This is a genomic window from Nostoc sp. (assembly GCF_036919495.1).
Classification (GTDB): Bacteria; Cyanobacteriota; Cyanobacteriia; order Cyanobacteriales; family Nostocaceae; genus Nostoc.
In genome coordinates this window covers 1-12753 of record NZ_JBALBZ010000167.1, presented here as the reverse complement: position 1 = coordinate 12753, position 12753 = coordinate 1, and the positions used below count along the sequence as shown (strand labels likewise).

General features: G+C 41.1%; 10 protein-coding genes and 1 pseudogene. 3 read left to right on the top strand and 8 right to left on the bottom strand.

Features of this window, described 5'->3' with window-relative positions:
- Positions 1–1598, bottom strand: a pseudogene (locus V7K25_RS23730) (WD40 repeat domain-containing protein); the annotation flags it as partial.
- A gap of 55 nt (positions 1599–1653) precedes the next feature.
- Here V7K25_RS23730 and V7K25_RS23725 point away from each other — a divergent pair.
- A complete protein-coding gene (locus tag V7K25_RS23725) occupies positions 1654–2064 on the top strand; it encodes a hypothetical protein (protein WP_335161165.1) in 411 nt (136 codons plus the stop codon).
- 4 nt (positions 2065–2068) lie between these two features.
- On the opposite strand, the gene V7K25_RS23720 is transcribed toward V7K25_RS23725, so the two are convergent.
- Both V7K25_RS23720 and V7K25_RS23715 read right to left on the bottom strand, forming a co-directional pair.
- Entirely contained in the window at positions 2069–3832 is a 1764-nt protein-coding gene (locus V7K25_RS23720) for an nSTAND1 domain-containing NTPase (protein WP_335161163.1), read from the bottom strand.
- Between the two features lie 204 nt (positions 3833–4036).
- Complete coding sequence (locus V7K25_RS23715; RefSeq protein ID WP_335161161.1) at positions 4037–5386, bottom strand: ATP-binding protein; 1350 nt, start codon at positions 5384–5386, stop codon at positions 4037–4039.
- 291 nt (positions 5387–5677) lie between these two features.
- On the opposite strand from V7K25_RS23715, the gene V7K25_RS23710 reads away from it, so the two are divergent.
- Entirely contained in the window at positions 5678–6985 is a 1308-nt protein-coding gene (locus tag V7K25_RS23710; protein WP_335161159.1) for a mannosyltransferase family protein, read from the top strand.
- Positions 6986–7010: 25 nt separating this feature from the next.
- Here the strand turns inward: V7K25_RS23710 and V7K25_RS23705 are convergent, their stop codons facing one another.
- Positions 7011–7196, bottom strand: a complete 186-nt coding sequence (locus V7K25_RS23705; RefSeq protein WP_335161157.1) for a hypothetical protein — start codon at positions 7194–7196, stop codon at positions 7011–7013.
- A gap of 16 nt (positions 7197–7212) precedes the next feature.
- Here V7K25_RS23705 and V7K25_RS23700 point away from each other — a divergent pair, with 16 nt between their 5' ends.
- A complete protein-coding gene (locus V7K25_RS23700; RefSeq protein ID WP_335161155.1) occupies positions 7213–9228 on the top strand; it encodes a DMT family transporter in 2016 nt (671 codons plus the stop codon).
- A 227-nt stretch (positions 9229–9455) separates the two neighbouring features.
- Here V7K25_RS23700 and V7K25_RS23695 read toward each other — a convergent pair whose 3' ends face one another.
- From V7K25_RS23695 to V7K25_RS23680, 4 genes are all read right to left on the bottom strand, one after another.
- On the bottom strand, positions 9456–10997 hold the full coding sequence (locus V7K25_RS23695; RefSeq protein ID WP_335161153.1) for an ArnT family glycosyltransferase: 1542 nt from the start codon (positions 10995–10997) through the stop codon (positions 9456–9458).
- Between the two features lie 205 nt (positions 10998–11202).
- Complete coding sequence (locus V7K25_RS23690) at positions 11203–11475, bottom strand: hypothetical protein (protein ID WP_335161151.1); 273 nt, start codon at positions 11473–11475, stop codon at positions 11203–11205.
- A 382-nt stretch (positions 11476–11857) separates the two neighbouring features.
- The gene (locus V7K25_RS23685; RefSeq protein WP_335161149.1) at positions 11858–12127 is read right to left on the bottom strand and encodes a hypothetical protein; all 270 of its coding nucleotides are present in this window, start codon (positions 12125–12127) and stop codon (positions 11858–11860) included.
- A complete protein-coding gene (locus V7K25_RS23680) occupies positions 12075–12413 on the bottom strand; it encodes a DUF6972 family protein (protein WP_335161147.1) in 339 nt (112 codons plus the stop codon). The genes V7K25_RS23685 and V7K25_RS23680 overlap by 53 nt, the downstream gene beginning before the upstream one ends.
- Between the last annotated feature and the right edge of the window lie 340 nt (positions 12414–12753).

Genomic DNA, 12753 nt, shown 5'->3' with positions numbered 1-12753 from the left:
CTGCCAGAAGCCAGTGTCTTGCCATCGGGGCTGAATCCGACGCTAATGACCCTACTGCTATGCCCAGTCAGGGTTTTGATCGCTTTGCCCGTGCTGACATCCCAGAGTTTGATCGTCTTGTCATCACTGCCAGAAGCCAGTGTCTTGCCATCGGGGCTGAATCCGACGCTATTGACCGAACTGCTATGCCCAGTCAGGGTTTTGATGGCTTTGCCTGTGCTGACATCCCAGAGTTTGATCGTCTTGTCATCACTGCCAGAAGCCAGTGTTTTGCCATCGGGGCTGAATCCGACGCTATTGACCCAACTGCTATGCCCTTCTAAGGTATTTACCTCGATCGCACGATTTTCTTTCTTCTCATTTGGCTTTAAGTAAACCGCTTGCTGTAGAGTTAACACAGTTTGCATTAGGGTATCGCTTCTGTGCTGCGCCCAAAGTGTATGCTTGAGTTTGCTACCTGCCTTTACAGCTGCTATTAAAGCATCTGGGTATTGTTCAGAGACAGCAAAGGCTTCAGAAGAATTATTGATGGCGTTAATTTGACTAACATTTGCCTCTACTGCCCACTGGAATGTTGCTGCTGCTAAAACAGCAAATCCTAAACCTGCGGTTATGGAACCAAAAAGGGCGCGTTTGAGAACTTTATTTAGTTTCGCCTCACTAATTTTTCTTTCTTTTCGTTCTTTTTCCAGTTCCGCCATTACCTGCTTTAACTTCGGTTCCTGTTGCTGGCGGATAAAGGCGGCGATGTAGTCATGTACCAGTTGATAACGGTCGGCGGGGTTTTCTGGTAGCAAAACCACCAAGCCGGATTGGACAAAAATCTCTAATATTAAATCTAATTTACTGATTTCAGAAGCTTGTTCCGCTCTAGCTTCTGATCCCCCCGCCTGGGTTGACCTCCTTAAAAAGGGGGTTGAAAGAATAAAGCCCTGCTTTTTAAGCGGGGTTGGGGGGATCTCCGAGAAATACGGCATCAAATCGCGTTCTAACTCAGCGCGAGTCTTGAGTGGGCGAGTTCCTTTTTCATCAGTTAGCAAATACAGTAGTATGTCTGCTGCTTGCTGATTTTCTTCACCACAATCATTAACAACTTCATTTAAATAACGCTTAACCAATTCGTCTTTAGTACCACGCTGCCGATATTCTGCCAGAGTTATAATATTCTCCGTTTGCAGTTGCGCCCCCACAACCTGCAACTCAATGGGACGAACTTCACCCAATTCTCCGGCTAAATCTTGCACGAGTTGTTCAACTAAAGCAGGTTCTAAGCGAAAGCTAGTATTTTCAGTTAAACGCTGAATAATTGACTTCGTATCATCAGGTGAGAAATTCCCCAACTTGTAAAGCACATTATTGCTGAGAATGTCATTGCCAATAATCTTGAGACTGGGCAAATCATTGCACTCTAGCAAGTAATGGATGTAATCTACCCGCAGCGATAAGATAACTTTTACTGATAGAACATTCAAACACTCTCCCAGAAACTCAAAGAATTGCTTTCTTTGTGCAGGTTCGGTGTAAACAAAGAAAAATTCCTCAAATTGATCAAAAATTAACACCGTGCGGAGGTTGTGCTGTTCGTTTTTGCGAAGCTGAGTGATTAGGGAGTTAGGAGTTAGGAGTGAGGAGTTAGGAGTTTGAGTATTTGAAGTGGATGAACGGAGTTCTGAGGTGGATGAATCCAGTTCTGAGGTGGATGAATCCAGTTCTGAGGTGGATGAACGGAGTTCTGAGGTGGATGAATCCAGTTCTGAGGTGGATGAACGGAGTTCTGAGGTGGATGAATCCAGTTCCGAGGTGGATGAACGGAGTTCTGATATGGATGAATCCAGTTCCGAGGTGGATGAACGGAGTTCTGAGGTGGATGAATCCAGTTCCGAGGTGGATGAACGGAGTTCTGAGGTGGATGAATCCAGTTCCGAGGTGGATGAACGGAGTTCTGATATGGATGAACGGAGTTCCGAGGTGGATGAATCCAGTTCCGAGGTGGATGAACGGAGTTCTGAGGTAGATGAATCCAGTTCCGAGGTGGATGAACGGAGTTCTGAGGTAGATGAATAATATTCTAACTCTCCCCTGCTCCCCCTGCTTCCCCATTTCCCAAAACCCTCCCCAACTCTTCCACCCAGTTGGTATAAACGCGCATTACCACCGGCAAATAATCTTGAATACCGATCGCTTTATTCTTTAAAGCCGGCACTAGTCCCGCATTTACCAGGGAACTTTTGCCTACACCCGATTGCCCATGAATTACTATCAACTTATAATCAGGGCGACCCATGCGTTCAATTAAACGTTCTACATCCAATAGGCGACCAGATGCAGCAATTTCTGGGGCAATGTTTCCTTGGGTATTTGAGCGCAATGTTTCTACAAATGCCTGTTTTGTAGCTTCTAATCTACCCGCACCAATAAAAGCCCGCAAACCAAATTGCTGTTCAATGGAACGCTGTTGCTGTTTGATGTTATATGCTTTGAGATATTCTTTCCGCTCAAAATAAATCTTCTGTAAAAACCTGAGAATATCCAAGTAAAGTCTGACATCTTCTAGGGGATTACCCACATCTCTAGCAGTTTCTAAGCTGAGAGTTGCTTGTTTAATTTCACCTAAATGGTATTGAGAACGACCTAAAATAAACTGATATAAGCTCAAATCTTTTGATTTTAAATCTCTTTCGGGTATATCTGATAAAACCTCTGACATGTTTGCTGATTTCTGATTATGAATTGCAGCAAAAACTTCCAAGGCTTGCTTAACTAACTGATTTGCTTGAACCCAATTATTTTGAGCCAAAGCCACTTCAGCTAAAAAACCGTAATCTTTGGCTAATTCTCTTAGTTTGTTATTATTTCGATGGATTACTAAAGCTTCTTCTGAAAGGCTCCGCAACGTTTCCCACTGTTGCAAGTCCCGCAAGATATCACCGAACTTAACTACTGCACTAGTAATTAAATCTGGACTGTTTAACTGGTAAATAAAATTAATATATTCTTGAATATAATGCCAAGCTGCTTGCCAATCTGGATGAGTAATATCTTGATGTTTAAAAGCTTTGAGATAATAGCAAAAGCCAATCTCACTGAGGATTTTTCCCTGCCATTTTAAATTATTACTTTGCTGCCAAAGCTGGTAAGCTTTATGATAATGCTCTAACGCCGAATCTTTTTGATTATTTATCTGTTTGATAAAACCTAACAAAGATTCTAAATTAGCTTGAATATTTAAATTATAAACATCTAGGTTTTTGAGTAAATATATTTGCGCCGCTTCTAACTCATTTTCCAGTTTGATATATTCATCTACGCTAATTTTTAAATTATTACTAAACCATTGATTAGCCGTTTCGATGATAAAATCTACTAATTCCTGTGTTGAGATGACAAAATCTCTCGTAGTTGCCCAACTTTCTAAATCTGGCGCAAGCTGTATTAGTTGGTTGTAAATTTCATCGTCAATCCACAACACTAAGGGAAAAGCAAAATTCTTGCGAAAGTCTTCCCGCACTTGATTCGCAGAAGTTAACATCACAGATAAATTCTGCACTGATTCCAAACCCACAACCATTACACAGGCTGGTATTTCTTCGCCGAATTCTTCTTGAATCGCAGTATAAAGAGTTTTCTTAGATTGCTGCACTGCCAAGACACGAATTTCGACTTGACAAATTTCCTGCAATCTGCGGATTAAGCGATCGCGCTCTCTTGCATAATTACACCGTGCCAATATCAGCTTAAACTGTCCCACAGAGGATGCGATCGCCCAAGCTAATTGTTTCAGAGAGCGGTCGTTGTTTACATGGTCATCTTGTGATGGTTGCTGTGGACTCATAGAGCTAATATGCTTTTCAGGTGCGAATTTTTACCAGATATTTTGACGTTGAGTCAACATATCCCACCTTGCACTTAAGTGCAAGGCTAATAGCTGAAGTCCACTAAAGTGGACTGGAAGGAATTATTAGTCCTCTTGAGAGGGCTTTAGCTATTAGCCTCGGAATTGATTCCCAGGCGGGTGAGTGGGTAAGCGAAAGATACTTTACTGCAACTCTCTGGCCTCAGCCAAAATCGGATTAACATCAAACCAAGTCTCGCCACTATCCCGATATTCAAACACAAACCGACTGCGAATCAGTTTTTGATATCCGTGGTCATCACTCACCTTTTTCCTTTCTTTGACATGACGTAACAATTGCCACTCATCATCAGAAATCGGTAACATTATTTCATTCCGCCGAGAACGAATAACTTGCTCTAAGGTTTCACGGGTTAAAGGAAGACTCATTTCTTCCATAATCCAGGTATTTAGCAGCCTCAGCACATCCCGCACATGACCACCGCTCATTTTACATAAGCGTTCTAGGCTAGCAGCACTATCAAAAATTTCGGTAACTTTATTTAAACGCTCCTCTGGTGTGATGTCAGGAAAAGCTCTAGCTAGTACCATCTGCTGCATGAGTGACATTCCCTGTGTATGAACACTGCCATCAGTCTTTTGTACAGGTACCATTGGTAACACTTTGGGATCTTCTGGGAAACGCTGAGTTAGCATTCCGTAATCGTTGGAAAACTTCAAAGATAAGGGCATGGTATAGATGAGATGACAATTAAGCTTGGTCAAAAACTCACCTTGATCGACAAATAAATATTCTTGCTGCGGACGACCCCAAGGTTTGACACGATTATCTATGCGGTCAAGATTATCGACAATTACCACCAGACCATTTTTACCCTGCTGTTTGAGTTTAGCCACGGCAGGTTCTAATAATTCTTGATTAATCGCTTCCAGCAGCTTAGTTTTTTGCGGTGCTAAATACTGATTGAGTTTTTCTCGCAGGGTTGGGTCATTTTTCATCTTGCTAGTGATTTCACCAATGCCCACAGACAGAGATAGCTTTTCTTTTTCAGAGGTGATACCAAAATCGCCGACATTTGGAACCTTAACTTTTACTCCCGTCACCTCGGAGTTTAAGACCTTCCAAGCACCTTGCAGCAACTCATTAAACTTGTTAGGTGGCTCCAGTGTAATTTTATCCAGACTTTGACTCACCCGCCGAGCGATCGCTAGCAGCACATCAGCAATATCGACATCGGTCATTTCCAAATCGTCACTGGACTCAAAATAGACCACATGAAAGCCTAATTTTTCCAGTTCTGCTTGTAACCTTAATAGTTCTGTCGATTTCCCACAACCAATATGCCCAGTAAATAACGTGCAAGTGGGTTCATTCGGCTTAAAAAAAGTAATTTTCTGCTTCAGCTTGCCAAGAATATCACCACCTCGTACTGAGGAAAAATCTATGTAATATTTGCTATCAGAGCTATGGTTGACAAACAGAGTTCTGCTGGGATCGCTAGCCTGATAAAATTCCCTTAAATCTATAGGCATAATGCTGGTAGTGCAATTATCTGGTATTGTCTTAACATATCCTTGTTGAAAAGGATAAAATTATTTACATCTTTGCATCTAGATTATAGAACCGATTTGACATTTAAAAAGGTGCAGCAAGCCTCTTAACCATCAACCGAATAAAACAAAGATTTCAATTAATTAGTAATCTGTCCAGTTTGTGAATGATGTTGGTAGAAGATGTAATATGCAAAATGTTACTCATAAATTGCTGTTTTGCAGCTATATGTAAAAAGATGCATAAAGGAGTTTGTTGAAGTATTCAGGATTATGGTTAAAGTTCAGATAGTTAGAAAAAAAGTTTTATGGAAAAATGATTTCCTATTTCCAGCAGCAATATGGCTTGCCAGCCGAATTTTCATTTGGACTGCTATGTTGCTGGTTGCGCCAAAATTACCGTTACCAACAGAAGAATTTTTACCCCATTTTGGCTGGGGGGTTGTTGATGCATGGGATAGTATGCATTACCGAGCGATCGCTACTTCTGGATATGAATTTGTTAATGACGGCAAGCAACACAATCTGGCCTTTTTTCCCCTGTTTCCCTTAAGCATTTGGGTTTTGATGAAACTGGGCTTGCCGTTTGAATTAGCAGGTACGTTAGTCAACAACTTGGCATTTTTCGCAGCCCTTTACTGTTTGTACTTTTGGATTAAAGAAAATTATGGGATCAATGCAGCGCATTGGACAACTGCTGTAGTTTCTTTGTATCCATCTTCTATGTTTACGGGGGTGATTTACACAGAGGGGCTGTATTTGTTTTTGAGTACATCGGCTTTGCGGGCGTTTGATCAAAAGCAGTATGGCTGGACTGCCCTTTGGGGCGCGATGGCGACAGCAACACGTCCTACAGGTATGGCACTAATTCCAGCATTTGCGATCGCAGCCTGGAAAGAACGCCGACCACTCATTGCCTATATAGCTGGTTTTACTACCGCTATTGGCATACTTCTATTCAGTTTGTATTGTGCGATTTATTTTGGCAATCCTTTAGCTTTTATCGAAGCACAGCGCGGATGGCGACCAACTTTGGGGTTTGATTGGCAGGGTTGGTTAAATATGTTCATGCAAATTGTAGTCGGCACAAATAATTGGCAATATGGTTGGGTTCAAAACCCCTCTGGCGGCATTCCAGACCCCTGGTATCTGTTGTTGTTTGGCGCGATTGTTACCAGTGGCTATCTTTTATGGCGTTTCCGTCAACGTTTTAATTCTGCGAAATTATTCTATGGCTTTTATGCTTTAATCTTATTTTTTTTGATTCTGGCAAGTGAAGAGTGGATCAATAACTTGCTCAACTTATTCATGGTCTTGGGTGGTGGCTATGTGTTATGGCGCTTACACACGCAGTTGACCGCAGTTACAGTTATTTATGGTTTTTGCGGTATTGGTTTGCTGTTAGCTTCTGGAGGTACTATCTCTTTGAGCCGCCTCGCCTATGGTATAGTGCCTCTGAATATAGCCATTGGTGTGCTGCTATCTCGCCATCCTCGTCAAGGATATTTAATATTGGGGGCTTTTGTGACATTACTAGCCAAAATAGCTGTAGGATTTGCCCAAGAGCGCTGGGTTGGTTAGAGAGTTTGATCCGAATGGCACTAAGTTAAGCTGAAGGGTAGGCGGCGTAAGGATTGCAGAGGAGCAGGGGTGCAGAGGGGCAGAGGAGAATTTCTCTTGCTTTTTTCCGTATGCTTCTTCCTTCTTCTTTCTCCCCTGCTCCTTTGCTCCTCTGCACCCCTGCTGCCTCAACGATTTTCCCTTTTCTTAGTGCCATTCGAGTTTGATCCATATATTTAAATTTCCTAATGAATGTATCCAATCAAACGAAGATAGCGATCGCTTCATTATTTGTAGGTGTAGGTGCCATTTCTTTTGGCTCTATTTTTATGAAATTGAGCGAAATTGAACTCAGCCCCAGTGCCACTGTATTTAATCGCTTTTGGCTTGCTAGTGTGGTCTTTTTGGTATGGCATGGATACAAGGCAATACGGCAGCGATTCTCCTTAGAAAAACCTGGAGAACAGCAAACCTACACCAGTCAGGATCTTTGCCTATTGCTAGGCGCTGGTATTCTTTGGGCTGCCACTTTAGTCTTTTTGGCTTGGTCGCTGACTCAAACTAGCGTTGCGATTTCTAGTGTATTGCATAACCTCGCTCCTATATTTACTAGCTTAGGGGTGTGGCTGTTATTTCGTCAGGGTTTTGAGAGCCAGTTCCTAATTGGGATGGCCATTGCCCTTGGAGGAGCGATCGCTATTGAATTTGAGGAACTGCAAATCGCCATAGACGAAGTTCAAGGGGGTTTTGCTGCGATTGCTTCTGCGGTTTTCTTAAGTGGATATTTGCTAATCGTAGAAAAATTACGAACTAAATTTTCTCCCGCCATAATCCAGTTGTGGATCAGTGCGATCGCGGCTTTAGTCATTTTCCCCATACTTTTGTTCACTCAAGATCAGGTTTTCCCCTCTACAGTCAGTGGGTGGCTTTGGGTGATTTCCTTAGCTGTAGTCTGCCAAGTTTTAGGTCATGGGCTTTTGACTTATAGCCTTGCTAAGTTTTCTTCTGTGGTTGTCTCCTTGGTGCATCTGTTAGAGCCAGTATTTAGTGGCATTTTCGCTCTTGTAATATTTTCGGAAAAATTAACTTTCTCAAATTGGGTAGGTTTTGCTGTAGTTTTAATGGGTTTATACTTAGCCATATCTAGCCAAGCTGTTGTTAATTTGCCGTTTCAAAAATCAGTCAAAACTATAGTTAACACTTTCGTTAAAAGTATGACGACCAAACTGTTGTTACTAAAGCAACAATTCTCCGAAACACCAGCTTTATTAGGAACTATCTCATTATTTATTGCTCTAATTCCCATATCTTTAGCACCATCTCTGACTAAATTGTGTCAACAAGAAATTGGTGCAAATGCTGTAGTATTTCATCGTAGTTGGATCGCTACAATTGTGTTTGCAGTGTGGAATGGACTTGAGGCTTACCGTAGCCAACAATCCGTTGAAAGAGGCAGGAGGGAGGAGGCAGATAGCGCAGCGTTAGCTCATCCTGGAGCGTTGGACAGTATTACTCCTGCCTTTGTTGATAACCAATCTATAGAACAGAAGCCTTTTACGATACAAGAAGTGGGGCTATTGTTGGCAATGGGAACTGCTGCTGGAACCTACCTGCTCTTGTGGGCTTGGTCGCTGAGTCAAACTAGCGTTGCCAACGTGGCTTTACTATCTAATTTGAACTCCTTATTTGTTGCTTTGGCTGGGTATTTTTTATTCGGTCGGCGCTTCGATAACAGATTTGTTATTGGTTTGGTGATAGCGTTGGGGGGAGCGATCGCATTTGAAATTAATAAGGTGCAATTTGCAACTGACCAAATACTTGGTGATGCATTAGCATTGCTAACTGCGGTTTTCATGGCTACGTGTATGCTGCTGATAGAACGACTCCGAACCCGATTTAGCACCGCAACTATCATGCTGTGGCGCTGTGGAGTGACAACAATGTTTTTACTACCCGTTCTCCCATTCCTCGAAGATAGACTGTTTCCCTATTCTTGGATGGGTTGGTTTTTCATCATTTTCCAAGCCCTCTTTTGCCAAGTGTTAGGTCAGGGACTTTTAGCTTATAGCCTCAGCAAAATCTCTTCAAGCGTCGTCGCCGTCACGCTTCTACTCGAACCAGTCCTGGCTTCCATTTTCGCTTGGTTCATTTTTTCAGAACAGGTAGGTTTGTTTGACTGGGCGATTTTTGCCGTAGTTTTAGCGGGTATCTATCTAGCCCAATCTAGCCAATCCACTGTTCAAGTAACGAGCGAAGGCTCATAATATCATTATAAAAGATAAATATAAGGAAATTTTTTTGGCTAATAGCTTATTTTTTGCCATAGCAGTGCGGCTTTCTAGCAGGCTTATAATAGCTATCTTGCTATAAGACTAATATTTGATTTATGAAAAAGCTCGGTACAGATCGAAAAGCCCAATTCCTTATTCCCTACTCCCTACTCCCCGCCCACGTAGATAATTTCAAAAATCAAATACGATTCCTAATATAATTAATTTTTGATAATCAGTGTAAATCCGTTAGCTGCTCCTATAATTTTACTACTAGTTAAATTGATTTGCTGTAAAGCCTCATTGTCTAATAGCAAATAAGATTTATTAAATAACATTTTTTGTAAAACTGGCACAGTTGCAGCAGTTACCTTGCAATCGCTGTAAAAGTCTAAACTAGGACGGCTATAAGCAAAAGAAGTATAAATTTGTGTTCCTGGTGAAACATTTGCCCGAATTAATTCCGCTACTGGTTTAACAGGAAAAGCTTCATTCAATTCCCAAATCCATGATTGCGAACTCATCAACAGTGCTAAAACTAAATACATCCCAGAAAATAATACTGGAATAAAGTTGCGATCGCGCTGTTTAACTAACCATGCTGCGATACCCATACTTATTGCCAAAACAATACTCATGACTATTAAAATAGGTTCTTTTTTAATAAAAAAGTAAACACAACCTCCTAAACCAGCAATAGAAATAATAGCCATAAATATTGTCAAACTTCGCCCTTTAAAATGACCATCTTGCCAAATTTTGCTCAGTTTAGCACCAATTGCCAAAGCTAAAAATGGATATACAGGCATAACATACCACGGCAGTTTAGTTCTCATTAAAGAGATAGTTACTAAGTAAACAATTGTGCCAATAATAATTAAGCTACCCCAGGAAGTATAACGTTTTTTGCAAGCTAGATAAAAGCCTCCTGGAAAAAATAATAGCCAAGGAAAACTATACTTAATTATCTCAATTAAATAGTACCAGATAGGCCCCTTATGACCTTCAACAGATTGTGTAAGGCGATTAAAAGTTTGTGCTTGAAAATTAACTTGGAAGAAATTTTCGCCATAATGCTGCCATTGAGCAGTAAACCAAGCGATCGCTGGTGCATTTCCTAAAAATATTCCCACTAATAAATAGGGGCTGGTTAACAAAGCAAACTGCCGATCTGCAATGAGGAATAAACAAGCGATCGCTCCTAGGGGCAAAACCATCATCCCTTTAGTTAGAATTATTAACCCTAGACAAAATCCCACACCAAGAGCATATCGGCGATTCTGACGTGCTTTTAGCAGACAAAACAACAACAGCAAAAAAAAGGTAATAGTTGCACCATCTAGCATTGCTAACCGTCCGTGACGCACCACAGGCAACATCGTTAAGTAAACTAAAGCGGCAAACAAAGCTGGTAAACTTTGGTTAAAAAGCAAACATCCCACCAAGTAAAGCAAAGGTACTCCCAAGGCAGTTAACACTGCACCTGGTAGGCGTGTTGTCCACTCATTCACACCTCCGATGGAGTAAGTCCAAGCAATTAGCAAGTGCATCAGGGGTGGCTTATTATGATAAGGTTCACCTCCCAAGGTGGGGTAAAGCCAATGCATTGAACCAAGTGGGGCACGCCAAATTTCACGGGCAACCTGTGCCACAGTACCTTCATCCCAATCTCGTAAAGGGGATTTTCCTAAAAATATCAGCCATAGAACTAGAGATATTAGCAGTAGGCTAAATAACCATTCTTTTTCTCGGAATAGACGCATATAAAATCGGAATAATCATCTCAAAGACTGTAAGGCGGTATTTTACCCTAGATTTCGCAATAGGAGTTTGGTTACTTTTTTAAAAGGGCGTTTATATGGTGCGATGTCTACAACGGACTAACAAATTCAATAGTAAAATCTGGTTGATTGGACAGTTGAAATATAATATTAACGGTTGCGTGTCCGTTCTTAACAATACCAAAAATCACCGATAATCACGCTCCATCTCACCAGTGAAAGAAACAGCAACTTTGTAACCAATGCGAATGCCAAAAAGTCGAGCAAATGGGTTTTTGTTAAGTAAGTATCGCGCCGATTCTATACCTATTTTATCAATTGCGTATTCGCCTGTTTCTATATCAATAATCACCATTTTACCGATGTTTTCTTGTCGTTCAACTTGTTGACGAATACTGTTTTCGTATAGTTCTTTCGCACGTCGTGCAACTTCTTCGCGGCTTAAAAGTATGCTTTGCACGTTTTTGTTCCTTTGTTCCTACCGTGTACTAATTTTACTATGAAGCTATAATTCAATAGGTTTTAGTTAATGAATCTCTCAAAACTTTGACAGGTATTAAGGGACTTCCAAATAAAAAAATGTTCCAAAACTGAGGCAAAAACTCTCTCTATTTCTTCTCTCTGCGTTCTCTGCGCGGCAGTCGCTCATGGGGGAAACCCCCAAGACCGCGCTGCCTTGTCTCTGTGGTTCGTTTCTTGGAATAATTTATTTCTTGGAAGTCCCTAAGCTATAAGCTAGGGTAGCACAGCTTACCCTTTCGACAATTTTCCTTTGAGTAGTTCAACTTTGCGATCGCTCAAAATGCCAGCGTCAATCATGCAGTGATATTCTCTCTAGTAACTTAGGCTAATTCCGCAGCTAAAAGCCTACCTTCAATTGGTTCATACTCATCTTCTAGTAACCATAATTTGGCTGCATTATAGTCATTACTAGAAAATACAACTTTATAACCCTGCGCCGGATCATAAATTTGACAGTTATCTTCACTGTAGCAAAGCAATAAAAGAATATATGGAGGGCATAACATTGGATCTATCCATACTTCTGTAAATTCCCAGCTATTCTTCACTCGGTCTTGTGCGGGGGATGACGTGGTATTGGTCGTCTGCATTAATTTTTATCTCCCCATAGTAAAGTAGAATACGGCTACCATCTGGACTGATTCTATAACCTATTGGTTCATCAAAAAACATCCCATAACGGTCATATCCTCGAATCATTCCAATGAACTGCCCATTTTCTATTATGGCTTGAGTAACTCTATTCATTGTAGGTTTATCGTTAAATACATGAGCGGCAAGTCCTCGTTTGATAAGTCTTTGACTTTGAGGTGTATCTGCTATGTGCTTGGCAACTTGTCTAACGTCAAGGATAATTTGACGATTAATTCCACTCATGATTAAAGGTTAAGTTTTTTGTATTTCCAGGATTTACACTGAAAACAGCTAAATTCCACAATTACGATAAAAACAAAAATGTATATAAGTTTGTCTAAGGGACGAAACCCAACGCTACCAATGAGATTTGTTGGATTTTTTTATTATTCAGCCCAACCTACCACTAATTTAGTCATTTTCACGCAATACTTTAAGACAATTTGCCTGTAAAATTACCTAAAGGTAAGTCTGAATCAGTTGTAAGCAAGGGAGCATCCCATTTTTGCAAAGACATTAGATAGCAAGTTGACCATTGAGGTAGGCACAGCGAAGTTGTAGTATGGACGGCACATTGGCAGGA